General features: G+C 35.7%; 22 protein-coding genes. 15 read left to right on the top strand and 7 right to left on the bottom strand.

What is annotated here, in order from left to right:
- The first annotated feature begins 35 nt into the window (after positions 1–35).
- From cas1 to VB797_RS10365, 6 genes are all read left to right on the top strand, one after another.
- Positions 36–1,079: a CRISPR-associated endonuclease Cas1 gene (cas1, locus tag VB797_RS10390; RefSeq protein ID WP_323237596.1), complete on the top strand. Its 1,044-nt coding sequence runs from the start codon at positions 36–38 to the stop codon at positions 1,077–1,079.
- A gap of 2 nt (positions 1,080–1,081) precedes the next feature.
- Entirely contained in the window at positions 1,082–1,360 is a 279-nt protein-coding gene (gene cas2, locus VB797_RS10385; protein WP_323237595.1) for a CRISPR-associated endonuclease Cas2, read from the top strand.
- A gap of 218 nt (positions 1,361–1,578) precedes the next feature.
- Entirely contained in the window at positions 1,579–1,836 is a 258-nt protein-coding gene (locus VB797_RS10380; RefSeq protein ID WP_323237594.1) for a hypothetical protein, read from the top strand.
- Between the two features lie 906 nt (positions 1,837–2,742).
- Positions 2,743–3,834, top strand: a complete 1,092-nt coding sequence (locus VB797_RS10375; RefSeq protein WP_323237593.1) for a hypothetical protein — start codon at positions 2,743–2,745, stop codon at positions 3,832–3,834.
- Between the two features lie 59 nt (positions 3,835–3,893).
- Positions 3,894–4,553 carry a hypothetical protein gene (locus VB797_RS10370; RefSeq protein ID WP_323237592.1) on the top strand — a complete coding sequence of 220 codons (660 nt, stop codon included), beginning with the start codon at positions 3,894–3,896 and terminating at the stop codon, positions 4,551–4,553.
- 79 nt (positions 4,554–4,632) lie between these two features.
- The gene (locus VB797_RS10365; RefSeq protein ID WP_323237591.1) at positions 4,633–5,301 is read left to right on the top strand and encodes a pentapeptide repeat-containing protein; all 669 of its coding nucleotides are present in this window, start codon (positions 4,633–4,635) and stop codon (positions 5,299–5,301) included.
- 399 nt (positions 5,302–5,700) lie between these two features.
- Here VB797_RS10365 and VB797_RS10360 read toward each other — a convergent pair whose 3' ends face one another.
- The 7 genes from VB797_RS10360 to VB797_RS10330 form a co-directional block, all read right to left on the bottom strand.
- Positions 5,701–7,884, bottom strand: coding sequence for a hypothetical protein (locus VB797_RS10360; RefSeq protein WP_323237590.1), 2,184 nt, complete (start codon positions 7,882–7,884; stop codon positions 5,701–5,703).
- 131 nt (positions 7,885–8,015) lie between these two features.
- Positions 8,016–10,034, bottom strand: coding sequence for an RAMP superfamily CRISPR-associated protein (locus tag VB797_RS10355; protein ID WP_323237589.1), 2,019 nt, complete (start codon positions 10,032–10,034; stop codon positions 8,016–8,018).
- Positions 10,034–10,435: a hypothetical protein gene (locus VB797_RS10350; RefSeq protein ID WP_323237588.1), complete on the bottom strand. Its 402-nt coding sequence runs from the start codon at positions 10,433–10,435 to the stop codon at positions 10,034–10,036. The genes VB797_RS10355 and VB797_RS10350 overlap by 1 nt, the downstream gene beginning before the upstream one ends.
- A 57-nt stretch (positions 10,436–10,492) precedes the next feature.
- Positions 10,493–11,356 (bottom strand): type III-B CRISPR module RAMP protein Cmr4, encoded by an 864-nt coding sequence (cmr4, locus tag VB797_RS10345; protein ID WP_323237587.1) that lies wholly within the window; start codon positions 11,354–11,356, stop codon positions 10,493–10,495.
- 1 nt (position 11,357) lies between these two features.
- Positions 11,358–12,650 carry a type III-B CRISPR module-associated Cmr3 family protein gene (locus VB797_RS10340; RefSeq protein ID WP_323237586.1) on the bottom strand — a complete coding sequence of 431 codons (1,293 nt, stop codon included), beginning with the start codon at positions 12,648–12,650 and terminating at the stop codon, positions 11,358–11,360.
- Positions 12,651–12,985: 335 nt separating this feature from the next.
- The gene (cas10, locus tag VB797_RS10335) at positions 12,986–16,117 is read right to left on the bottom strand and encodes a type III-B CRISPR-associated protein Cas10/Cmr2 (RefSeq protein WP_323237585.1); all 3,132 of its coding nucleotides are present in this window, start codon (positions 16,115–16,117) and stop codon (positions 12,986–12,988) included.
- Positions 16,118–17,552: 1,435 nt separating this feature from the next.
- Positions 17,553–19,682 carry an ATP-binding protein gene (locus tag VB797_RS10330; protein WP_323237584.1) on the bottom strand — a complete coding sequence of 710 codons (2,130 nt, stop codon included), beginning with the start codon at positions 19,680–19,682 and terminating at the stop codon, positions 17,553–17,555.
- Positions 19,683–19,984: 302 nt separating this feature from the next.
- Here VB797_RS10330 and VB797_RS10325 point away from each other — a divergent pair, with 302 nt between their 5' ends.
- The 9 genes from VB797_RS10325 to VB797_RS10285 all read left to right on the top strand — a co-directional run bounded on the left by VB797_RS10325 (position 19,985) and on the right by VB797_RS10285 (position 25,124).
- A complete protein-coding gene (locus VB797_RS10325; protein ID WP_323237583.1) occupies positions 19,985–20,350 on the top strand; it encodes a hypothetical protein in 366 nt (121 codons plus the stop codon).
- A 23-nt stretch (positions 20,351–20,373) separates the two neighbouring features.
- Positions 20,374–21,831, top strand: a complete 1,458-nt coding sequence (locus VB797_RS10320; RefSeq protein WP_323237582.1) for a type IV secretion system DNA-binding domain-containing protein — start codon at positions 20,374–20,376, stop codon at positions 21,829–21,831.
- Positions 21,832–21,870: 39 nt separating this feature from the next.
- A complete protein-coding gene (locus VB797_RS10315) occupies positions 21,871–22,506 on the top strand; it encodes a hypothetical protein (protein ID WP_323237581.1) in 636 nt (211 codons plus the stop codon).
- A gap of 184 nt (positions 22,507–22,690) precedes the next feature.
- On the top strand, positions 22,691–23,140 hold the full coding sequence (locus VB797_RS10310) for a hypothetical protein (protein ID WP_323237580.1): 450 nt from the start codon (positions 22,691–22,693) through the stop codon (positions 23,138–23,140).
- Positions 23,141–23,355: 215 nt separating this feature from the next.
- Positions 23,356–23,718, top strand: coding sequence for a DUF6876 family protein (locus VB797_RS10305; RefSeq protein ID WP_323237579.1), 363 nt, complete (start codon positions 23,356–23,358; stop codon positions 23,716–23,718).
- Between the two features lie 36 nt (positions 23,719–23,754).
- Positions 23,755–24,000, top strand: coding sequence for a Pb-reticulocyte-binding protein (locus VB797_RS10300; protein WP_323237578.1), 246 nt, complete (start codon positions 23,755–23,757; stop codon positions 23,998–24,000).
- Positions 24,001–24,097: 97 nt separating this feature from the next.
- Positions 24,098–24,475 carry a hypothetical protein gene (locus VB797_RS10295; RefSeq protein WP_323237577.1) on the top strand — a complete coding sequence of 126 codons (378 nt, stop codon included), beginning with the start codon at positions 24,098–24,100 and terminating at the stop codon, positions 24,473–24,475.
- An 85-nt stretch (positions 24,476–24,560) separates the two neighbouring features.
- The gene (locus VB797_RS10290) at positions 24,561–24,830 is read left to right on the top strand and encodes a hypothetical protein (RefSeq protein WP_323237576.1); all 270 of its coding nucleotides are present in this window, start codon (positions 24,561–24,563) and stop codon (positions 24,828–24,830) included.
- A gap of 30 nt (positions 24,831–24,860) precedes the next feature.
- The gene (locus VB797_RS10285; protein ID WP_323237575.1) at positions 24,861–25,124 is read left to right on the top strand and encodes a hypothetical protein; all 264 of its coding nucleotides are present in this window, start codon (positions 24,861–24,863) and stop codon (positions 25,122–25,124) included.
- Positions 25,125–25,142 lie beyond the last annotated feature (18 nt).

Here is a 25,142-nt window from a genome sequence, read left to right as displayed (position 1 = left end):
TACTTTGAAATTCACATCTTTACCACATCAAACTTATGTCAACAATTTACCTGACCGAACCAAACGTATCTTTCAAAGTCCACACTAAGTATTTGAAAGTATTTCACCAAAACCAACAAAAATTCTTTATCCGCGTCAATAACATTAGCCAATTTATCATTTTCGGTAATATCAAATTACCAAAAGATGTAATGCAAATTGTTCGATTAAATCAAATTCCTGTCCTATACTTTTCTCACACAGGTGAATATATCGGACGTGCGGAAAATCCATCCACAGTTCAAGCAAAATACTTAAATTACCAACGTCAAAACTTACATGACAAAGAATTTAATCGTGCAACAGCAGAAAGCATTATTTGGGCAAAACTGCACAACCAACATACTTATTTACAAAGTTGGACTCGTAACTACAACGATTACACAATCCAACGTGCTTTAAACTATTTGACGCTATTGATGGATAACTTATCAATAGCACCATCTACCGAAGAACTGTACCAATATATTGAAGAAGCAGACAAAATTTACTCTACAGCTGTTGCTTCCCTGCTGAGTTTATATAGCTCAAATTGCTACGCATCAGTACAGCAAATTAATAGGTTTTTTGAATTAGGAAATCAACTACTTCACCAATATATTTATACCCACCTACAAACCGCAGGACTTCACCCAGATTATGGTATTTTACACAAAGATACTGACCACGAACTGCCTTTAGCATGGGACTTGAGTGCAGAATTTCACGCAGCTATTGTAGATGATTTGGTGTTGCATTTTGTTCGCAATCTGACTAAAAATAGTAACGGTAATTGCAAAAGAAACGGGAAGAAATATCATAACCACTTGAAACAGTTTCTACAATCTTGGGAAGGAAAGTTAAAATCTTTGGTACTACATCCTTACATTGGAGAAGTTTCTTACCGTCAGTGTATCGACTTCCAGGTTAAAGAATATATTGCGTCGTTACTTGGTAATGTTGATTATTACCGTCCCCTAGCGCTGAAACTTATTCGCGATCGCAACAATTTTAGCAATACAGTTGAAAGTCAAAAACCAGCATTAACCTTAGTGAAGTAGTGATGTTTTATCTTGTTTGCTATGACATTGTTAGCGATACTCGTCGTAATAAAGTGTCAAAATTGCTGGAAAGTTATGGGTTACGAGTCCAAAAGTCAGTTTTTGAATGCGTCTTAGATGAGCAACAATACAAAAGTATTTCAAAACTCTTAATGCGACTGGTGAATAAGCGGGAAGACCAAGTTCGATTCTATCCCATGTCTGCACACCACCGCTGTAAAGTCGCAGTAGTCGGAACCCAACCCGAACTCAACATCGATGATGCTGCGTTTATAGTTTAACCGCAGTGTGGCAATCTCTCTAAATATTTTTCAACTCAAGTGAAGTGAATATTATGAAAAAAGCACGCGCTCCACCGTAGCTTATAGAAGTAAAAAATTAAAAGTAAAAAGTAAAAAGAGAATTTCTACAACTAATTTACAGGCTGTTATTGATTGGGAGGATAAATATTACATCAATTCTTTCTTTTACTTTTTAACTTTTTACTTTTGACTTAAAAATGGTCAAGTTTTATTTGATTTTTACGAACAAAGTCCAAAAACAACTTGATGCATTACCAAGAAAAGACCGGAAGCAATATGATAAAGCTTTTGAAATCTTAGCGGAATCAGGACCAGGCTACCGCAGTTTAAGAACTCATAGATATTATACGAAAGAAAATGATATCTGGAGTTCTTCTGCATCAATGGCTAAACGATTTTATTGGCGTTACGGGGAGGAAGAAATTATTGAAATCATATATATAGATTCACATTAGTTAATTGACATACTCCCACGGTTGCACAACATTCGCACTGTGGGATTGTGGATTCAAGGTTGCAGGTATATACAGCGCGTATCTTTGATTAATAAATTCGTGATTCGCACCAGATATATTGATTTATTTATCATTCACTGTTATGGAAAATAATCTTAAAAAAAATTGCTACAAACTGAAAAATAACTAAAGTTTATTCTTGACATTTTCGCAAAACCAAATTACTATTAATTTAACGAGACAAGCTCAAAGAAAATCAAGTTTAAAAAGAAAAGTAAACCTTTAGTATCATTGATGTTTTGTTTGAGTAGTTAAGAGTTTGATTTGAAATTAAATAGTTGGTTGACATAAATTAAGACTAGAAAGCTATCTCCTTATTTTTCAACTTTCGGCAAGTTAGGCGGGCTAATAACTATGTTTGATGAGTAAATTATAATAAAATTGTAGTAATTAAACGATTGTTTTGGCTATCCTTTAGGACTTTCTTTATACTTTCATCACAATTTCTTAAATACTTTATGCCAGAAACTCAGAAATGTTTTGCTCGCGCTCTTTACGTTCCAATTAGCGATGCAATTGATAGAGTTTTGATATTTGTGCAAAAATTCAGCAGATTAGCTTAGGAGTTAGGCAACTGACATAGTTTACTTGTAGGGTGCTGTGACACTTTGCTTGATTTATAACGCAATAATAAGGCTTTAGGTGTCACGCACCACCCGATTTTTGTGACAATTGCGTAAGTCCTGTAGGTAATGACGAGGTAAGCGTCTTCGGGAGCTAGAAAGTAATCTCCTCAGAACTTAGAATGAACTGCACCTGACAGTAATTTTTTTACTGACGCATTTTCCTAACCCTGTGCGTCTTCTCATACGATACATCGCAGATATACAAAAAGGAGTTTTAACTATGACTAATAAATCCAAAAATGAAGCGAAAAATAAGTCTTATGAGCTTGTAAACCAAGGAAAAGACCGGAGTTTTGGATTTGTGAGGGATATAAAAGATTCTATTTTGGGCAATTCAAAGGACTATTACGGCGAATATTATGCTACTGAAGAGGTGAAAAAATCTGCTCGGATTACCTGTGGTACAGTTATTATATCCAACGTAATTGATGGTACTAGTGTCTTCCCATTATTATCTATTAGTTTTGGCGGTAACGTACCTTTAGCTCTAATTACTTCCGTAGGTCTTACGATAGTTTCTAACTATCTTGGTGCAGCGGCTACAAGCAAAAAAAAAGGTAATGAAAGTTGGTCTTTTTACAGCCTAATGAGCTTGATAGCCATTAATACTATCATGTCTGCAACTGCCTTAGTTGCACCTGAGCTAACACTCAACAAATCAGGAATAGCAGAAGTGCGAGCTGATGAGTTGATAGAGATTCAACAAAAAAGGGTAGATAGTATTGTTCCTGCTAAAGCACTGCAAGAAAAATTAAATATAGCGAAATCTAAATGCAAGGAATTAGAGGAAGAACTCAAAAAGTATCCTAAAGGCAGCGTGCAAAGAGACGATGCTTATGTTAAGGCTCATGGTAAGTGGGGGCAACGCGATTTGAACAAAATCCCTGAAGAAATACAGCCTTGGTGTATTAGAGTTAACACTATACAGGAGGAAGCAGATGAAATACGCGAACAAGCTCAAACTGAATGGAATGAGAAAAAAGCAAGAATCGCTGCTGCTGCTAGTCCCCTTACAGGAATAAAAATTGTCTTACCGGAATTATACTCCCAGAATTTCGACGAATCCGGTGAGGTTCGCTCTGGTACTGAAACTGCAAGAATTGCAATTGAAATAACCTATTCTAAACTCATGAAAGGAGAATTGATGCAGTTAGGATTTAGTTTATTTATTTTCAGTATCTCTGTCCTTACTTCTGCTGCTTCCGTTTTAATGGTTGTAAGCCACAATAAAAGAGAGGATGTACAAATGTCCTTTGACGAACAATTATCGATACTAGAAGAAGAGTATCAGCGGGGAAACATTGAGGATTAAAACTTTGGAATAAATCTTTCACAGTCATAATTTCGATAAATCTTAATTAGGTATTTACCATGCTTGAAAACAAATTGGATCGTAATGTTATTGATTTCTCTCCTTCTTCAAATACCTCTGAAATTTCTACACCAGAAAAAGAAAATGTTAATCAATTTGAAAACCCTGCCAGAAAAGAAAGATGCTTACTATATGCAAAGGGAAAAAATTTAATTCATGAAAAACTCGCACGTCAATATATATTAAAAATTTTAATAATCATAGAAGAAAATAAAGATATTGCCAGAGATATGCATGAAAGAATCAATGGGATAGAATCTTATCTTCAAGAAAAAGACGTGTCTAAATCAGAAATTCTTGAACAAGATAGGAGAATAAAAGATGATATTGATAAGCTGAATCAGGATATTAGTTTTGTAAAAAATATTATCCAAAAGTATAAAATTTCTCCCAAAGATGAGTTAGGCGAAGATGTTTTATATCGCTTGTCTTATATTTTACGTTATCTAGCTATGAATCTAAGGCTTGATTATATCATATCTGAAAATAGTGAGTTTCTGTCAGAGCATTTATTAAGAATTACATACTACATACATGAACTAATGGTTTCATCTCGAAAACTTTGCGAAATAGTAATAGCTGAAATTAACAGCCGTGTTCCGGGACGTGGAGGTGATAATTTATCATTAGATAGACATAGAGATAAAAATAAGTATTAGTTGAATTAATTAAAACATAAATAATCAATATAAAATCAAAAAACATATTTAAAAACTATTATTTAATAAGGACAATAAAATGGATTGGTTAACCAAATTATTCTCTCAAGAAAATCAACAAAAAAACGAGACACCAAAACCAGCTGCGCCGATAAAAAGTTTAACTCATAAAGAATTTAAAAATAAATATGATAATGGAGAAAGACAATTCAAAAATTATATACTAGATAATATTAATTTAAAAAAAATTAACCTTTACGGGGTGAGTTTTGAGAACTGCACTTTTCAACTAATAGATTTGCGGGATGTTTCTTTAAGAGATGCTAATTTGAAACAAGCCAATTTTGACGGAATGAAACTGAAAGGTATTGATCTTAGTAATGCTGCTTTACATCAAGCTAGTTTTGTGGCTACAGACTTACGCGCTAGTAATTTCACTGGTGCGACGTTAACTAAAGTTGATTTTCACTATACTAATCTATATTATGCTTGCTTAAGAGGGAGTAATCTGTCAGAAGCTAATTTACAAAATGCTGAATTAACTCACGCTAATTTTAAAGAAGCAAATCTCAGTAATGCAAACTTAAATAATAGTAATTTAGCTTGGGCTGATTTTACCAGGAGCAACCTATGTGGGGCTAACTTATTAAATACAAATTCCTTTGATGCCGATTTCTACAATGCTGAAATGCGTAACTGTCTGATGAATAAAATGTCCTATACACATAAGAACTTTTCTAAAAGTTGAACACAAATCAAAAGTATAGAGAATTATAGCAATCCTAAATGATTTGTAATAAATTGATAAATCAACTGGCGGTTAAAACCGCTACTACACAAACTAAGTCCCTTCGGGTTCGCTAGTTTTGGGGACGGAAACGGACACCCCAAACTAGACTCACCACCTGCGTGGACTTAATAAAATAACCCGCGCAGGCGGGTTTTGCCTGTATAGCCGCGACTTATAGTCGCCAGGTATGAATAAAAATTTACTTACTATTTCAATCCTACATCTATGTGTTTCTCACATTCAAATTCGGATTGCTATAGCATCTGTCAATTTATTCTAGCATTAAGCTAGCTTGGGTTTCATCTCATACCTTACTCCGCAGTAAAGTATGAGATTTTTTCACGAGAAATGGAAGATTTAATTCTCAGATTTTGACTTTTGCAAACCATCTTCAATTAACTGACTTACTACCCAGTTACGAACAAAAGAATATATATAATGATTTGCTTCTTTTCCGACAAAGGTATTTACATTTTCATTGCCTAAGTTAATCAGGTTGTTTTTCAGAATATTAGCCATTAAAGGTAAAATTTCATCCGGTTTACAGGGTTGAACATCCCCAGGTTCAGGAGAATAGTTATTATATAATTCCTGCATTAACTCCCATGAAAGCCCCTTTGCAGAATGAATTAAATCATTGCGTTTATCTATCCAGAAATCTAGTTGCTGTAGAATTAAGGATAATTGATTCCAAGCTTGAATTTCCTGCTTCTGATTGCGGTATTTAACTATAGATTCAGCAAAATTACGTTTGTTATAGCGATTTCCTAGTTTATAAAATCCTATATATCTATCTCCAAAATTTTGTGTATACTCATTTTGTCTTTGTAAAGTGACAAAATTATTCCAAAGTTCTAACTTTTTCTCCTTTAGTGCAGGCACATTTAATTCAAATTTAGCCGATTCAGGTTTTTCTTGCCAATAGTTAGCATTTCCATCCCATTTTAAAATTAATCCATGTAAAACTTCCTCACAAAATGAAGATAGCAGCGTGAGAAATAGAGCATTCTGTTCAAGTTGTCTGTAAATTCTATTCAGCGTATACAAATTTAGTAGACGATATTTAAAGTCCCTATAATAAGCATCTGTAAAATTCTTGAATGTTGAAAAGTCTTTTTGGATGTTATCTGAATAATCTACTGCTAAATCTACTGCTAATTTTATTCCATCCTGGGCTATATTTGTTGCTGTTTTAAAATCAAGGTTAGAACAAGAACGAGAAAATTTTAATGCCGAAGAGATGAGATTACTAAACTCTCGGCTTTGTTCTACATTCTTTTGGTCAATGATTCCTTGAGTCTTCAAATAATCGAGATAATCTTGCCAATCCTTGAAAACCTGAATTGCTCCATCAAAGTCCCAACGTTCTAAAAGTAATCTTACTGTTTGATATTTCTGAGTACGCATATAGCGCCAATAAGATTCTAATTGACATTCTGAAGATAATCCTAACAATACATTTTTAATTGACAACTGTGGGTTAACAAATAGTAGCCTATTAATAGCAGAAACAGATATTCCCTGAAGCTGTAGTGCAGTTTTCATTTGATTAGTTCCTCCTTTGATACTAATCAACATTATTTCCTCCTGTATTTTTAAATTCTCGGATGACATAACATCGTTAATACGTTGAAAAACATCTTGAGAATTCGTTATCATTTCTCCCGGATTTGCTTCGAGTTCTTTTGTTGAAAATTTAAGCTTCTTACCATTACGTTTGATGAGTTTAGCCCATAGCCAATCGCTTTTTTTAAATATGCTTTTTAATTGATCAGGAAATATATCATTTTGCGATACATTGCTAATATTTATAAAACCTTGTAATCCAGTTTGAGTTTCTACACGTACACCATCATCTGAGTTTGAACCTAATTGTAAATCAGTTACTTGACATAAAACATTATCATTGACTTTAAGATAGCGCTCTTGACGCTTTTCTATTTCTTTTTTGGCATGAATATGATTAAAAAAACCAGAGTAATAATCGAATAATAAATCAGAATTATTTAAAGGAATATTAGCAGGTATATATTCACAAATTAAATCAAAATCTATTTCGACTTTATCAATATATAACTTAAGAATATCGTATAAAAATACTGTATCTTTGGGATGTCCAGGATTTTCATTAGAAAGAACCTCAGAAACTTGATTGCTGACAAAGATATATCCTTGATTAATATTCATTTCGATAGCTTTTTTGATTACACCTAAAATACGTGGTAAGCAAATACGATAATGCCAATCATCTGGCTTATTTTTATATGCTTGAAGAAGATTTTCTGTTAACTCTCTACTTGTAGGTTTAGCATCATCCGTAAATCCTAATTCTGCATATAAACCGCTACTTTTGAAATAAGTTTGGGGATTTTGATAAATCTCTTCTTCTTCTGAACTTAAAGCTGTTTTATCTTGATTGGGTTCCCATAATGTATCAATGGGGAGATAATATTTTTGTCCATGAATGCTAAATTCGGGATTATTAATGTTAATTTGAATTGCTAAATCTGATGTTCCAATGTTGGTGATGAGGATAGACATATTATTTAATTACCTATGTATGGGATGAATTACAATAATGTTACACAATCGAGATAGTAAGTTATCTTGGTTTTATGCGAATGAGGAAATTGTTATGGGATGCTGTTATACAATAAATTTCAATTCACCACTCAGGATTCAAAAGGAAAAATCTGAGCATATTGTTCTTGGGAAGTACCAGAACTTAACTTTTCAATGTACTGCTGACGTTTGTTTTGATTCGCTCCAAAAACTGTGACAACCTGATAATCTCCTAAATCTGCGATTATTACAGGAGATGGCTTTTCAGATTTACCACATAATATTTCGTCGTAAACTGTTTGATTATTTCTATTGATTTTGAATTCCTGACTATGTAATACTGTTAATGCATAGGGTTTATTAAAATCTTTTTTTCCAGTACATACAATAATTTGACAATTTCTATCTACTGCTTCTTTCAAATCAACATCACGAGGTTTTTCATGATTAATAGTATTTCCCGTGAGTTCTTGTAATGCGGTATAAAATGCTTGTAATCTTTTGCGAAATAATTGCTTAAATTCTTTTACTTCTGATGGAATTTGCCAAAAATCATCTTTACTTTTCGGAATTAATGTAGAACCACGCCATTTTGGGGGTTTTGCTTCAGGGTTACGTCCTTGCCGAGAATAACATGGTCTTCTCGCACCTTGTCCAACTCCTCCTAAATGAAACATCATCCAGGTTAAGTTAGTAAATAATTTATTAATCGCGTTTAAATGTTCTTGAGGTGCTTCTGAAGAGTAATTTAAAATTAGAATTCCTGATTGTTCACCCGGATCGTTTTTTTCAGTTTTTGCCTCCGCTTGTACTAGTTTTCCGTCTGTAACTTGGAACTGTACCCATCCTCTTGCTTGGGGTGTAATGGAACCAAAAAGAATAGCTTCTAATGCTTTAACTTCAGCAGGAGGTCTAGTATTTCTTCCTTCAACAAATTCTTTTAAATAAGTTTCTGTTGTTTTACCAATAGGTAATACACCTAATGATAATACACGGAACCAGTATCGCAGCATTGATTTGAATGCAATAGTTTTAACTTCTGTATCGCTTGATGTGTTTGGTTTAAGGTTATTATTTCTATCTCTTACTAAGTTATTTCTATCTTCTTTGTAAGGTTGATGGAGATTTACGAATTTCTGTTTACCGTGAATGAGTTGACCTTGAATGGTAAATGGAACTTGAAAAAAATGTTGATACTCTGTACTATTCGGCGAAATTAATCTTCCATAACCAGTATTTACTTGAGAACCTATACCGGATTGTAATCCAGCAATTAACCATTTTTTTACTTTTTCTAAAATTTCAGAACTGCAACTACTTGTAGGACGAATTCCAATTACAAAAGTAGATTGTTTAAGCGATAAAAATGTTTGTGGGTTGGGTTTATAATTCAGATTATTATTTTCCCAACTCCAAATATTATTCGCGATATCAACAGATAAACCACCCGATTTATTAACTGAAACTGGTTTAGGATATGCATCTAAGAAAATAACTTTACCCATGCTATCTTCTTTCTTCTCTGTATCTAATCCACCAAAGTATCTCATTACTTCAGTTTCAGCTTGTTGCTGAGTCATTCCTTCTGCAATAAACTGCTGTATTGCTTGATTTCTTGCTACTCCCCGCAAAGTACTAGAAAGAATACAGGGCATTCCCAAAGCATCAAATGCAGGTAGTAAAATACTTTCAGGTCCCCTGTGTCCCCCAACGCGAATTCTCCAAGGACAAGTTACCTCAAAACAATTACTCTCACCCGCAATTAGTTCGGTACGTTTATTGAGTTCGGATAAACGTTGCTTGTAGTCAGCATTTTCCTCTACTAACTGGAGTATTTGTAGTTTTGCAGTGTCCTTATAATCTTCATAATTATATTCTGGGTCATCTTTGTAATCATCGTGCGATCGCATCCACCTTAGATACTCTACAAACCCAGCATTAGCATCTGGATTCGGTGTAGAATTCGGTTCTAGAGGATGCTTTAACCAAATTGGAGGCAATTTTTCAGCATTTTGATTATGTTGGTTATTGTTATTTGGCTTATTATTAGGATGAAAACGTCGAGTTGCTGGATTTGAAGAATTTGATGGTTGAGGTTTATTTGGATTCTTTGGTCGTTCAAATACCATTAGTTTGCTCCTGTGATATCGTGATAAACTGCTTCTGCCCAAAAACTGAATTCTTGTGCTAGAGATAAACCCAAACCTGTTAAACCAAGATATTCTTCAGAATTAAGAGATTTAAGTTTACTTAAACCTTTATCTCCTGCTAAATCTCGAATGTTTGAGAGTTCGTCTAAAGCCAAACATTCAAAAAATTTAATCACAACTTCTTTTTTCCCTTCTTTCTTGAGTGCTTTCTCTTCTGCTTTTAGTCGCATTAATCCCCAGGTTGCAAGATAAGTATATAATTCCACAGCTTGATTTTTTTGTTCTTTCAAGCGGTCTTTATTTGTTTCATTTTTAGTTCTCAACTCGTTCAAAGCGTTATGCACTGGAATTGACATTGCACGGGGTTCAAAGACTTGCATAGATTCTCCTTAATTTCAGGTAAATTTACTTTTAAATTTTAAATATTTACTTTTTACTTATTCAGTCCAAGTTTGTACAAACCCTCTTCCCAAACCTTCTTGTCCGCCAATTTGCATTAGAGAATTTGCTTTTATTAAAGCTTGAAAGTCTTCAGTAGAACTGTTAGTACGACCATTTGTTTGAGATGTGATTCCCCAAGGAAAGTACATAACTGTATCGGGAGGAATCGCTTCTTCATAACGAAATCCACCATCAACTGTTTTATGAATATCTAGTTTTATTTTTACTTGTCGCCATAAACTCATCTGAATTAAAGTTATACAGTACGGGTCGGGTAAAATTAAAATTTTATGGATACTATTGGTTTGTTGTGATTGCGGTACAAATTTCTTCCATTCATCTTTGTTATTCCATTTTTTTAAGTAATTAGCGCTAATCACTGCGTCTTTTAAATACACGGGTTTCCCAACATCTAAATTGGTTTTATATTCTAGATTATTCAATTCCTCAGCAGAAATATGATTATTCATATTGCGAAATCTTGCCCATCTTTCTAGAAGTATTGGACAGCTAATCCAAATAACACCATGACTTAAAGAAGGTACTGGCAACCATAATATAGAAGCATCACCAATCCAGATATCACCTTGTTCGAGTTGGGTTAACTTCTTTCCCGTTGCTTGTTCGTATTCTTGGACAAACTCCGAGTTTTTAATATCTTCTAACTGAGGTCCAAAAAGCTTGACTCGCTTAACATTGTTTGTTTCAGAAACTCTCAATTTACCTCTATTTGTGCTAGAAGGTGCGTATGGTAAATTTGTGTGGGATTCCCGTGCAATACCTAATAAATTTCCTTCTTGAGTTGTACCACCCGTGTGTAAAGGTGCTATTAAATACAAATAAACAAGATTACAAGTCATATTATTTCTCACTCCAAAGTAAAAGTCCGTAATTCAAACTCGATAGCGTTTCCAACCATTTCAACTCACGATTCAGGTTGGGCAAATTTTTCCCCCATTCTTCTATCTCCGATTGAAAATAATGATTCGGTAAAACCCGACGACTATCATTAACTTCCTGCTTAAAGATATACACGCTTCCTGGCGCTACAAATGCTCGTTGTGGTAACATCGGTTTCTCGGAAAATACTGATTTACCACCCCACAAAACAGCGCGATCGCTAACGCAACTTTTCAAGCAATCAGCCCAAGCATGGGGATAAACACCGTAAATATAATCTTGTGGGTGACTTTGAGCCAGTCCAGGAGTCAAAAGGTATGCTTTAGTACTTCCGTTTTCTGCTGGCTTAGTAAATTTATCAAGATTATCCCAATCGGGTAAACTATCTAGAGGAGAAATCAAAGCTCGATGTCCTTCCCCACCCAAACGGACGACTGACTGCTCAATTTCTACGTCAGATTCAACAACTAAAGACCAATTCGGACGCAAGCGTATGGAAACTTCGGTAAAATAACCATCCTCATCCTTTACTTGACGCTTATCTGCTTGCATTTGAATATGCGGTAAAATCTGGACTTCCCAAGGATCATCATGAAAAAAATCCTCTGGTTTATTTGATTGTTTTTCTTGAGATGTTGATTTATTACGGGGATTTAAGGGATTCTTTAAACTTTCTCCCTTTAAATAGCGAACTAATGCTGAAGCTTTAATCCAGGGTTTAGGAGAACCACTAACACGTTGTTTTTTACCTTTCGGCGGTGGATTATCGCACAAATCTTCATCTGGAGAAGGGGGAACCATCGGTAATAACTGATTATTGGTAAAGCTACCACAACCGTGAGTTATATATTCCCATTCCGGAATATTTTCTCCTAATGGTTGCAAGCATGTCAAACACAACCAATCATTAGAATCTTCAGATTTATCAGAGTCTTGTTCATTGTCGGAGTTCTCATTACATTCTTTTACGCAAAGCAAATCTTTAGGAGTTGGTAGCCACAAAACTTGTCCCGCAGATGTATCTTGTAATAAAAATGGACCCTTGAATTTTAGTTTAACATTATATTTACTCTGTGTATCTGACTCATTTTGATTATTATCTATAGGGCAAATAATCGCAGAACGAAATGCTTGAAAAATAGTAATTGGCATCGGAGGGAATATACTCTTAGCCCAAGCACCTTCTCCCGGCGAAAATGGTTTAGATTCCCGGAATAATAAAACATCGAGTGGTTCAACTTTGTACCATTTCATAGATTAAATAAAAAGTGAAAATTCCAAAATACATCTCGTAAGATCCCCCTTATGAAGGGGGACTTTAAATCAAATCCTCCCCTTTTTAAGGGGGGTTAGGGGGGATCTAAACGCTGTGAAACAAATCTACAAAACCTGTGTATACACCGTAGCCATATTAGAGAGACTGAGAGTGAGGTTTTATATTTAATTTGACCCACTTACTTATTCCCGGCATTTTTGATAATCATGCAAGATGTGAATCTTAACGGTAATCCCCGACGGTTAAAAAAAATTCAAATAATTGCATTGATTTAGAACTTAGGACTTATAACTTTGAACTTTTAATTTTTAACTCACCACTTATTCTGTGATACCCAAAAAGCAGTAAATTTTAACAAAATTGCCATATCTTCCGGTCTTGCTCCTAATGCTTGTACCTTATCTTTTTTATCTGGGTCTATTTCTCTACGTCGAGCTTCATTCATAGCAGCCCAAGCCCATTTTTCCCAGTCATTTAACCATTCTAAAAGTGAATTTCGGACTGGTTCGGGAAGTTCTATATTTCTACTATCTAAAACTACGTCAGCAACTGTTTTAAATAATCCATCACTTTCGGTAACTTCAGCATGACGGGGTAGTTCTTCGGCTAAACGATATAGTACTGGACTTAAATCGAAGTTTTCACATTCTTGACTTTCTTTAATAAAATTCCACCATCCCTCTAATAAATGACCTTTCATAAATGCTTCTAAGGTGTTACCAGAACCGTAAATTACTCGGAAGCATAAACCATCTTTATCTGGTATCGATTTATCATCAGAAGTTTTTCCACCAATTAATTTTTTTGCACCATTTTTTTCTGCATCCCAGATTTTTTCTAACACAGTTGGTAAGGGAACGCTTTTGTGTGCGATGACAATTCCCAAACTCATTGTTGCTTCTTCACCCATTGTGAATAATGGACGCAGTGGAATATCATTTGGACGAGGTGTTTGATTGGTGTTTTCAGTATTCCATTGCCAATAACCACCATTACTATTAAACTCACCTTCAGGATCTATTCCTCCACACCATGCAGAACGTAATGAAATCAGATATTTTGGTAAATCGGCTAAAGATAATGCAGCCATTACATCGTCACCTCCGCTATAAATTACTTTTCCACAACAGCGTTGTTCGGTGATGTAATTAACTATGCGATTAGAAAAATCAAGTAATGCGCGATTGAGTCCGACGTGAGTTGCTGGTCCCATACGCTTCTTAGTTTTTTCTAATAATAAACGCCATGTTTCTTCATCAATTCCTTCTTTATTAACTAACTCTTCTATGATGTAATGTTGATAAGTCTTTAGCTTGCGTCCGTTTACGTAATTCCCCATACCGTCACCGTCACCGAGTACCAATACCCACCAGTCAGCAGGATTGTTATCCCCAAAATGTTTTTTCTGCGTTTTGTCGATAACAGCGCGTAATAAAGCTTTTTCCGATTGATTTTTCAAGTTCATGTCATCAGCAAGCCATTTACTCGAAAGCATCACACCGTTATAACCTTTACCGTAATTTGTACTTGCTTTCAAAGCAGTATCAGCACGTTTTACATGAAAGGGACGACGGGTACGAGAAGAAAATATGTCATGGCTTTTGGAATCAAATTCGTTTTCGATTTCCCTATCTAAATCATTCCAATATTCTTGAATTTTTTTAGGATTATGAGTTGCACAATGTGCAGCAGCGATAGAACAAAGATTTGGGAAACGAATTAATCCTTCATAGTCATCATCATCTGAGTTTAATGTAATTCCTAGAGATATTACATTTTCATTTTCTTGATTTCCGTCTTGTTGGAATGCAATTCCCCCAGATTTCCAAGCCATACGCTTAGTTAATTCAATTGCGTTTAACTTTTCCGAACCATTAAACAATCCTGGAAATGCTACTCCCATTACCTGCCAAAATAAACGTAATGATTCCGATGGAACTCCTAAACCATTTTGAAATTTCTGATAGGCAAATTGGGGATATACTGCACTATAATAACCGGATAAAGTGGAGCGTTCCCCTGGTGCTACAGGAATTTGCCAACCACGAGTATTTTTAATTGCTTGAATAGCACTACCAAGATGCCCTTGTAAGCTTCCCCACCAAGTCCCAACATTTAAGTTTGTGTAAGCTTCTCGTTCCGCATTAGTTGGTAGTTCTTTAATTGCTCTTACTATTTTATTTTGCTGATCTATCCATTCATGTTGATTTTTCTCTAAATTTGTAATATCAATTTCTAAAGATTCTTTAGGATGTCCGAATGGAACACCGACGAAATAAGTTTCCCATGTACTGTGAATCTGAGCTTCCCATAATTCATTCCATTCCCAGCATCCTCTCTCACCAAATTGCTTCAGTTCTTTTCTCAAGTCTTCCCTTGGATAATTAGGAAAGTCTTTCGATATCTCTTCTAATATTTGAGATTGCTTTTCTTCATTCTTAAGTAAATCTCTGACTTTCTCTTTAATAGCCTGTCGTACTTTTTTACTACTTTCTAACCAGCGTTCTTTAATAATCTTATCAAGATGCTTACCTAATTCTGTGGCTTTTTCTTGACTGGGAACCAAAACAGTAATTACGTTAGGAAAACCTGCCGTAGTTAGTGCTGTATTGAAAGTTTGGTTTTGAGGATTATTGTTAAAGTTATGCGCGGGATTATTATATTGTGATTTTAATGCTGAAATTATTAACTCTTCATCTTGGAATATAAATGCATCAATTATTTCTTGGTTCCATAATGAAGGAGTAATAATTGCGTCGGGACCGTAAATTTTTGCAGTTTCAAAACAAAGTAATGCACTGTAATAATGCAACAAATAAGAACCAGCCCAAAAATCGAGAAACTTCCGCGAAGCTTTGATAAATTCCTGTACCGGGGAGAAAGTAAATAAAAATAAATAAGGACTTGAAGATTTATCGGAAACTTCACCTTGTCGGTGAGGTTCTGCGGAATCATGAAAAATTGCCCCAGTTAAAGCAGAAACAGTACTTTGATAACCATATAGCGGACAATCCGGTAAAATTCTATGGGTAGGAATCAAAAAAGCATTATGTGGGTCTTGCTTTGCTAATTTTTCGGGAAAATAGCGCCAAAACCACCAAAATACTTTCGTTTCATCTTCCTCTGCTGCTATTTCGGAAATATCTATTGGTTGATTAAATACTGAAACAGTAATATTTCGCTGCTGTCCGCTAATAGGATGACGAATCGCAATGTCATTTATTTGTTCTAGCGGTGCAGTGGAACTAAGGTTAATTCTGTCAGAAGAACTGCCAATACTAGCAACTAACTTACCTCCGCCATTTTCCCACCAGTCGCCTAATTCTTGTAAATGAGGCTGCAAACACTTTAATTCATTGTAAATATAAGATAAATCGACATCGAGCCAATCTATACATTCAACCGAGCGCAAAAATGCGTACAGTTTGCGGTGATACACGTTCATTCTGAATACCAGTGACCTAATTGCAATTTATAACACTGGTTTGTTGCTTGTGTCTTTTTTTATGCGAATGAGGAATAAATATATATTACTCTATCGATAAATGGTTTTTTAGTTATATATTATGTGGATAGTAAAAATAGTTTGATTTTTTGTCAATATTTGAGATTCGTAGAAGCGGAATTAAAGTAGCAAGTCTTTTTTTAATTATTTAACTATATTTTGATAAAAAAATGGGCTTTTTGTTAATTACTCGACGCATAAATAATATTTTCATGAGTCAAAGTCCGGTTTATTTGAGTGATGTTTATAATTCGATTCGACTTACAAAAAGTCAAAGAAAAGATTTACCAGAATCTGCTAAAAAAGCAATCATATTTCCATTTTAATTCTACTTACAAAAAGTCAAAGAAGGTACCAGAAGGCACAAAACCTAATCCTTCAAGTTTCCATCTTAATCTGACCGGAATGCACCAGTTGCGATAACCGCCTTGGAATAAATTCCCAGTTAAAATGTCAAAAGCACAAATGAAGTCCATTGAACCAGTTGCGATAACCGCCTTGGAATAAATTCCCAGGCTTATAAGCGAAGTCGTCTAAAGACGACTGAATAAAGCTTTAAGTACGTTTTCAACGTACTTCGTATATTAGCCTTGAAATTCATTTCGAGGCGGGTTTGGGGCTTAACGACAATGGTGCAAGATGTCAGTTTTAATTCGACTTACAAAAAGTCAAATATCTGGGAGTTTTTCTCCCGAGGAGAACGAATTCTCACGTTTCCATTTTAATTCGACTTACAAAAAGTCAAAGAACAAATTGATATTGTTTTTTGGGAAGCATTTCAAAGTTTCCATTTTAATTCGACTTACAAAAAGTCAAAGAAAGATTTGAGGCATTGAGAAATGCCACTAGACAAGTTTCCATTTTAATTCGACTTACAAAAAGTCAAAGAAGCAACGGAGATGGCCGTAGACATGACCTCTTGGTGTTTCCATTTTAATTCGACTTACAAAAAGTCAAAGAAGTTCCTCAAATGCCTGTTGAAACCCCAGTCGTTGTTTCCATTTTAATTCGACTTACAAAAAGTCAAAGAAATAACAATCTTAGTTGTGTTTAGAGAATTCAGGGTGTTTCGTTTCCATTTTAATTCGACTTACAAAAAGTCAAAGACTAGGCTCATAGAACCCTTTCCCTGAACCAATTCTACACCCCTAATTCTGAGGGGGTCAATATTTACTACAAATATTTGATACTTCTTATTACTAAACAACATTTCTAACACCTTAAAACCCTTATCCAACAATATATCCCAGGGGGTTAACGAAATAATCGGGATTCTAGCTGATATCATACCCCCTCAGATGCTTATTAAAGAATCATAAATCAATAAGTTTTGATAATCAATCGCCACTAAATTCTTTTTGACTTTCAACTTAATTTACTTCTTACTTTCATAATTCCCCACAATTCCCTCACCGATTACCTTAACTTTTTCTATTAATTCTTGTGGTGTAACTACTTTCACACCTCCACCAAAACTAACAATCCATTTCCATAAATCAAAATCATTTAATGTCCACTTAGGGAATGTAGCTTGGAAACGATGGGGAAAATTAGCATCCCCAGTTTTAGCTAAAGAAAATAACGATTTAGGAAGATTACTTGTTGTCTTCTTGATTGGAGGGGACATTTTCATTTTTGCGAATCGTTTTGTCCCTTCTGTAATAAAGGAGTAAATTTTATCGTTAAACCAAAGCTCTACCATTACACATACTTGTGTTTTTTCCTGTTGATTAGAACTGAGAAATAGTTTTTGGTCGCTACTGCTATTTCCTAGATGTATCCCTGCTCCAGCTTTCTGCAATTTTTGTAAATTGTCTAACTTTTTTTCTTGTTCTTTTCGACTGCGTTGTTGAGTTTGGGTTTTTCCTAGAAACAATCTATCGAGACGCTCAAATTTTAGCAAACCAGAGGTTTCACCAGTTACAGATTCATATCCTAGGTACCAAGCAAAGTTAAAGAAAATTATTTGTAATGGATAAATCTTGAAAAAGTCTTTCTCATCTCCGATATATCTACCCGCTCCATCAAACAGCTTGACTTCCAACAGTCTCGCTTCCACAATCGCAGTTTCCAGTTGAGCAATATTATTTCCCACCGCACTACTGTGAAGATACTTGGGATTTACTATCGTATTATTGGCGATCGCTCTGACTGGGTAAATAGTATCTGATTTTTGTAAGATATTGGTTTGTGACAAACGCTGCTGAAATACTTGGTAAATTTCTAAAGCTTGAGGGTCATCTAAAATCTTAACTTGAGATTGAATTATAGCAAACAACTTGATTAATTCGGGTTTAGAAAAGATTCCCGTACCTGCAAAGTAACCGCTACGCATAGAAAAATCTGGTAATATTTTGTATGGTTTTAAAGCTATTTCAATATCCTTACGAATTATGTCCCGCTCCTTATCCGAGCTATCAATAATTCCAGCTTGAGCAAGTGCTTCAGTCAATGTTTTTAAGCAACCTCCACCCGTATTCACTAAGAAAGGATAGCGGAGAATATAGCCAATTGTGCCAATCAAACGCTGAAAAGACTCTTTATCGGAATAGGAATGTCTTGAATTGAAGCTATTAGAAATATTTTGCTCGTTAGCTACCATTAAACAGCTAGAATTTCCTAATTCTAATTGATGGTTAATAATTCCTTCATTTGCTAACCATTCTAAATCAGCAGCAATAGCATCTTCCTTAGCATAAATTACACCTCGCAATTTCGCCATCATGGCAGTAATTTCTTGTATAGAGGTTGTATCTTGAACGGAACCAAGAATATTTTCTAATAATTTAGGATTTGTTGAGTGAAGTTCACCAATACCGGGAAACTCGATAATTAAAGATATTAAATGCATCAAGCGCTCAAAGTCTAGAAGATTGCTGTAACGATGAGGAGTTATATTTGCATAACGATTTTGGGAATTAATAACTTGACGTGGGATTGTTTCGATTAGCTCTGTAACTTGAAGTTGACATTGACTCGAAGTCACATCAATTTTGTTCACTACTGCAAAACCTTCCCCAGGTATTGGAGAGAAATTTTGCAGTGATTTAAACATATTTTCGATAACTCCTTCGTCAACTTGACGCTGACGCTGTTGATTCCATTCCTTACAAGTTTCTAGAGGAGTTGTTAAATACCACCCAATCCATTTGAATTGAGATAACTCAGAGTCAGCAAATCGAGCTTCAACCTTTCCTAAAAAGTCCATCCGAAAGGGACGTTTGACATTAGTCGCATCATAAATAATACTTTTACCTAGCTTTAATGCAGTAAAAATACGGTCAATAGCAGTAGATTCAATTGTGAACCATTCACCTTGATTTTTTGCGTCACCATATAGTTCTTCACGGATGTTATCGGTAGAAGTAATTTCGCAATCTGCTATCTGTGACAGGATTTGAGCGAAACTTGATTTCCCGCTTCCTGGGGGACCTATGAGAAAATGAGCGAGAGGTTGAGAGTTGGTTTTTGCTGCTGGTTTATTCTCAGGCTTGATTGCGGTCATATTAGGCGTTTTTTATACTTTAATTTGTTATACCCAATTTTAATCGCATATCTTCTTTGCTCCTGCAATGCTCGTGCGAATGACGATTTAGGTAAAGCGGGAGAAGCTCCACAATTACTTGAAACTGCCAAAAATATTTTTCTTGGATAGGTGCAAGTTGGTCATTCGCATCAGAACCGATGAACATTCTCGAACTCTTTGCCAACATATAAATTAGGGCTTTTACAACCTGCTACAGAAGCGCTGAAAAATCTTTGTTCAAAAAGACTGCTAATGTCGTATCGAATGAATCGAAATAGCCGATGCTAAATTTCCTGTTCTCCGTGGTAATCCAAATCATCGCTTGGACTTTTCAAATCGTATTCATGTTGCTGCAAAACCTTGTACCCTGGTTTTTTTGTCATGCTTTTTACTTCAGTGGTGGTTTGTTATTTGCCGTTTTAGCGCCTATGCTTCAACTCCATATTGACACTTTAGTGGCTTTTGGCATTGGAGTACTAGTTGCAGGGGTAATTGACCGATTTTTAATAAATTTGGATTTACTTTATCGACAAATTTTATTTGGAATTATTGGCTTTGCAGCTGGTTGGTTTTTAAATATGGGGCTTTTTCCACCTCTAGCTTTGGCTGGTTTATCGGTTTGGCAATCACAACACTCTTCATACTAAATACTCGTTTTTGAAAAGATGATATGGCTCAACCTCAGTATTCAAATGCTTTACGCAATCAAATTATTCCTAGTGCGCTCTGTGGAGGTTTGTTAGGTTGGGCTATCGGGTTTTATACTTCAACTCGTGATTTATCACCTTTTCTCTTAGCTGGAAGCGGAACCACTACGGCACTAACGGTTTTGGTGAATCGGCGTAAACAACAGCCAAATGAAATCGATGGTCGAACAAAGGTTACTCCTCAGAAACTTAATAAAGTCCTACAAAAACAACAAAGCCAATGTCGGGGATTGGTAAATCAACCACGGTTGCAGTTGGGTGATATTAAATTAACTACAGAACAAGAGTCCCTGAGCTTTTTTATTATAGGTCGTCCTGGCTCCGGGAAGACCCAATCAATACTTCAATTACTAGATACTTTGCGACAGCGTTCTGATTTTCGAGTTGTGATTTTAGATCGTGCTGGGGAAATGCTGCCATATTTTTACCGCAAAGACGATTTAATTTTTAATCCTTTAGACAAGCGCTCGGTTGCTTGGAGCCATACCCAAGAAATGCAACATCTTCAAGCAGAAGAAATTGTTAATTCATTTATGCCAGTTCCCGAAGATGTTAGAGAACCAATTTGGCATCGGCAAGCGCAGTTGATGCTAGCGAATATGTGGAAAAGAACAGCTAATAACAAGGAAGTTTGGCAAGTTCTCAATAGTAGCTCCCAGGATATTAAGTCTTTGTTAGCAGGAACACCCGCAATACGGTGTTTTGATGACCCTAGATTAGCAGCAAGCGTCAGGTTTACTTTAGGAGATGCCACTAAGTGTTACGAGTATTTGAACGACTTAGGAGAAAAATTTAGTTTTTATGAATACGGACGCAGTAACGACCCTCGTTGGCTATTTTTACCCTTATTTGAAGGACAAACAGAGACTTTAAAAACGCCATTGAGTGCAGCTATCGATTTAGTGATTCGCGGTATTCTTAGCAAAGATCAATATCCGCAAACGAAGACGGCGATTGTGATTGATGAACTGGGAGCATTACAGAAATTGCCTACTTTAGAAAGATTTTTATCCCAAGGACGTAAATTTGGCGGTACTAGTATTATTGGTACTCAAACAGATGCTCAGGTGATTAAAACCTATGGTGAGGAGTCAACGCGGATTCTGTTACAAAACACATTTACAAAATTAATACTTAATTGTCCCGATGCAAAAACTAGCGAGCGGATGGCGGATTTGATTGGTAAGCGTCGTTATTGGGAAACTCATGTGGCAACTAATCATAGTTTTGCAAAGCGAGAATGGAGAGAAGATATTCGTCAGGAAAAGCAAGAGGAATACACCGTTCAACCTACGGAACTTCAGATGTTGTCAAACCTGGAAGGTTATTTAGCGATTGGTGGGGATAATCCAGTTGCTAAAATTCGGGTTCCAATTTACAACCAAACACCAATTGTAAAAGCTTTTATCCCCCGCTTTTAATATAGTTGCGTTTACTTTAATAGATATCTAGAGGAAAACATGAACAATTCTCACGATAATTTGATTTCATCAAGCCAAGGTAATCGCAAAGATTGCGTACATCGTCACACTTATGATGCTCAATATGGGCAAGAAATGAGCGAGTTTTACAATCGGCAAGAAACAAGCCAAGATAAAAGATTTATTTCTCAGACAATGGGTGAGTCGATGGGAGATAAATATGTTACCGAGAAACTAGGTTATCAAGTAGTGTTTCACGGTGACGAGAAATCAATTCGTCAAGGTATTGATGGCTTGTATCGCGATTCCAGAACCGATGAATTAGTAATTGTGGAGTTCAAAGGGCAGAACTCTTCTGAAAGCAAATTACAAAAGCGCCATGATTGGAGTATTGAAACCTGTAAAAAAATAGCTCATTCCCATCCCCCGTATCCTTACAGCCAAGTTTCTGAATACGAACAAAGTATAGCTAGAGAGATACTGATAGATTATGATGCTGGGAACCGCATCAGGTACGAAGTAATACGGACAGAAATTGACTTTAATACAAATGAGTTAACGTCCCAATTGGAAAAGCAAACCTACTTGGAGCAAGGATTAGAACAGCCTTATCCGGTACAAGATATTTCTCATGAAGAGCTAACTCTGGATATGGATTGGGGTATGAGTCTTTGAATTTGCGGGAAATCGGATACTTAATTTTAAATGGTAGCGTTATTTCCGCCGATCTGTAGCCTTTGATCTGGATGAATGGCGATCGCTCATTCATAGTGGCATAATGTAATATTTTCCATGAAGTCCCATGATTAATATTTCCAATCTACAAGGGGTTCATTTTCCTCTGGTTGCTGGTTTTACAGTGTTCGGATCTAAAGAAGCCTTGCTAAAACTACCAGAAGAGCAAAGGAAACAAATTTTATTTCTTAATGGCTCATCAACTCAAGCGGTTTACGATGCTTTTAACCATAAGGATATACTGTGCGGAGATGATGGATGGGGCAATACACCATTTAGCGCAGGTTGCTTCGAGTCAGTGGAAAAGTTTTGTATTCAAGAATATTCTGATTTAAACGCTTGGTTGCTTCAACATAATGTTTCTTTGTTAGCTAAGGTGTTCTTGCTTCCAGTTTTTGCATCCATTGATGAGCCTGCCGTGCTTACAGTATGGCAGATAGTAGTAGAGTTTGCCTCGGAACTGTTCTCCGGCGATAATATTGTAGTGGCAGATGTAAACGCACATTGGTGTTTGCACTATCACCATGATGGAATAATTACATTCGCCCATACTCCAGCTTTAGCAACTAGTTAATCGCAATTATGTTGATAGGGATAGATTAATCAAATATTTTCGAGCAATCTGTTGAAAACGACATTCTACCCGATAGGAAATTTTTTCCGTTCGGTAATCTAAACGTCGAATCCTAAAAAATATTACAACTGTTGGTATCTCGTGCTTACTGTGTTCTCGTTTTACGGCTCACGCCGATTAAGAAGTGAAGTCTGTAAAATCAAAGATTTTAAAACATGAAAACTTCACGAGAAATAACCAGCGAGCTAAACCAATTTTATGGTTCAAGTACTCTTTATAAACACTGGCTCGGCTTGAAATATACGGAAGGGATACAGTTTCTAGCGCAAGAAGCTAATTGTTATTGGTTGTTGGATGCAATAGCTTCACATCAAACGAAAAAATTGCGTTCAAATCCAAAACTAAGAGAATTTCAAATCTGGCATCTACGAGTTCAAGAGAATTCCGGCATTTTGATATGTGAGTGGGACAAAAATCAAGAAGTATTGCGGCAAGAAATCGAATATACCGATTTCCCATTGAGCCATATCAAGCTGTATTTAGTTGAAAAAGTCTTAATGCTTCCAAACGAATATTAACGCGCATCACATACTTTTAGCTATCAGGAGAAAATCATGATTCAAGCGATTGGCTCAGAACAGGTATTTGTCACAAACTTAGAACAATTCATCAGTAAAGCTGACCAATTTATCAAAATTTACTACTCAGGTGTCAGCGACGAAAATCATGTACGAGAAATGATGCAAGAACTTAAAAATTTAGTATTAGACACAGACTTGCAGCAACTAGAAATTGATTATCAGCACAACTGTGAAATTAACGATTTAATGGCAGATTACCATGATTCATCTTGGTGGTAATTCTATTGTAATTCTATTACTTAACGTACTGAAATACTCCAACAGAAAGTGGGCTTACGCCCAATAGAGCAATGAAAATTTAGGAGATATCTATCTTATGGCTACACGTAAATCCCCTACATCCAACTTTCAAGCAATTGATGATTCCGTTCTCGGCGAGTATTCTGTTAGTAATTATTCAGAACGCTTGTACTCCAAAGTATACTACTCTATTCGTTCTTTGTGTGGAATCCTTGCCAAACGTAGTTTTCAAGATTTCAATTGGGATGTATTCAAAGAACGTTTCGCCTCGGACTTTGGAAAAGCTGAAGAACAGCGTTACTCCCTAGAGCAATTGCTTGAATTTGCTAATCGTAAATTTAGTAAAACCTTGGAAGATTTAGTAGTGCTAAATCAATTATCCTGGCAGCGCAGAAGAGAATATGCAGAACGTGTAAATGCGAGCGTTAGTCCTCAAGTAGAAGCTGAGAATTAATCCTGGCATTTCAAACAATATAAAAGTGGGAATAAAGAAGATTTTATTCCCCTTTTTGTTGTCAAAAATTATTTGGGTGATATCTATGGCAGAAGTTTTAAGTGAACCGCAATTCCAAATATTTATTCATCCGAAAACTGGAGTTAAAACCGGAAGAATTTATTTCCCAGCGCTATTCTTAGCTGATTATCACGAAAGCATTACTCAATGGCTGCAAAGACAAGAGATTATCTTCTGCGAAACGGACTTAAAGCAATACGATGATGGCTCGTTTCGACTATATTTCAGGACGACGAATTCTTTAGAAATTGAATATTTACAGCTAATAAAGCCCCTCACGGGGAGTAAACAGTAGTAACTTTCAGTAATAGCGGTGAAACAACTTATGAAATCAAAATATCGAAACTTTCTAGCTGATGCGAGCAATCAAGATTTAGCTATTCCTCATTCCCAAATGATAATATCCCAATTTCCGGAACCAGAAAAAATTAAGCATACTCTGACTGGCTCCAGTAAAGCGGTAATAGCGACAATTCAGATTTTACATCAACTTGGTTATGCCAATATACGCGATTGGACTCCGTTGTTACCAACTTCTAATCCCGGAGAGGTAATGAGTATTTTGATTCGTACAATTACCGTGCAGTAGTGTTTGCTGCAAATAGCG

The organism is Rivularia sp. UHCC 0363, assembly GCF_034931125.1.
Lineage (GTDB): Bacteria > Cyanobacteriota > Cyanobacteriia > Cyanobacteriales > Nostocaceae > Rivularia.
The sequence above is the reverse complement of the archived record's forward strand: the minus strand, read 5'-3'. Positions and strand labels throughout refer to the sequence as shown.

Excerpts from the sequence above, each read along its gene's own strand:
- cas1 (WP_323237596.1), top strand. The coding sequence starts at position 36 with ATGTCAACAATTTACCTGACCGAACCAAACGTATCTTTCAAAGTCCAC.
- cas2 (WP_323237595.1), top strand. The coding sequence starts at position 1,082 with ATGTTTTATCTTGTTTGCTATGACATTGTTAGCGATACTCGTCGTAAT.
- VB797_RS10380 (WP_323237594.1), top strand. The coding sequence starts at position 1,579 with ATGGTCAAGTTTTATTTGATTTTTACGAACAAAGTCCAAAAACAACTT.
- VB797_RS10375 (WP_323237593.1), top strand. The coding sequence starts at position 2,743 with ATGACTAATAAATCCAAAAATGAAGCGAAAAATAAGTCTTATGAGCTT.
- VB797_RS10370 (WP_323237592.1), top strand. The coding sequence starts at position 3,894 with ATGCTTGAAAACAAATTGGATCGTAATGTTATTGATTTCTCTCCTTCT.
- VB797_RS10365 (WP_323237591.1), top strand. The coding sequence starts at position 4,633 with ATGGATTGGTTAACCAAATTATTCTCTCAAGAAAATCAACAAAAAAAC.
- VB797_RS10360 (WP_323237590.1), bottom strand. The coding sequence starts at position 7,884 with ATGTCTATCCTCATCACCAACATTGGAACATCAGATTTAGCAATTCAA.
- VB797_RS10355 (WP_323237589.1), bottom strand. The coding sequence starts at position 10,034 with ATGGTATTTGAACGACCAAAGAATCCAAATAAACCTCAACCATCAAAT.
- VB797_RS10350 (WP_323237588.1), bottom strand. The coding sequence starts at position 10,435 with ATGCAAGTCTTTGAACCCCGTGCAATGTCAATTCCAGTGCATAACGCT.
- cmr4 (WP_323237587.1), bottom strand. The coding sequence starts at position 11,356 with ATGACTTGTAATCTTGTTTATTTGTATTTAATAGCACCTTTACACACG.
- VB797_RS10340 (WP_323237586.1), bottom strand. The coding sequence starts at position 12,650 with ATGAAATGGTACAAAGTTGAACCACTCGATGTTTTATTATTCCGGGAA.
- cas10 (WP_323237585.1), bottom strand. The coding sequence starts at position 16,117 with ATGAACGTGTATCACCGCAAACTGTACGCATTTTTGCGCTCGGTTGAA.
- VB797_RS10330 (WP_323237584.1), bottom strand. The coding sequence starts at position 19,682 with ATGACCGCAATCAAGCCTGAGAATAAACCAGCAGCAAAAACCAACTCT.
- VB797_RS10325 (WP_323237583.1), top strand. The coding sequence starts at position 19,985 with ATGCTAAATTTCCTGTTCTCCGTGGTAATCCAAATCATCGCTTGGACT.
- VB797_RS10320 (WP_323237582.1), top strand. The coding sequence starts at position 20,374 with ATGGCTCAACCTCAGTATTCAAATGCTTTACGCAATCAAATTATTCCT.
- VB797_RS10315 (WP_323237581.1), top strand. The coding sequence starts at position 21,871 with ATGAACAATTCTCACGATAATTTGATTTCATCAAGCCAAGGTAATCGC.
- VB797_RS10305 (WP_323237579.1), top strand. The coding sequence starts at position 23,356 with ATGAAAACTTCACGAGAAATAACCAGCGAGCTAAACCAATTTTATGGT.
- VB797_RS10300 (WP_323237578.1), top strand. The coding sequence starts at position 23,755 with ATGATTCAAGCGATTGGCTCAGAACAGGTATTTGTCACAAACTTAGAA.
- VB797_RS10295 (WP_323237577.1), top strand. The coding sequence starts at position 24,098 with ATGGCTACACGTAAATCCCCTACATCCAACTTTCAAGCAATTGATGAT.
- VB797_RS10290 (WP_323237576.1), top strand. The coding sequence starts at position 24,561 with ATGGCAGAAGTTTTAAGTGAACCGCAATTCCAAATATTTATTCATCCG.
- VB797_RS10285 (WP_323237575.1), top strand. The coding sequence starts at position 24,861 with ATGAAATCAAAATATCGAAACTTTCTAGCTGATGCGAGCAATCAAGAT.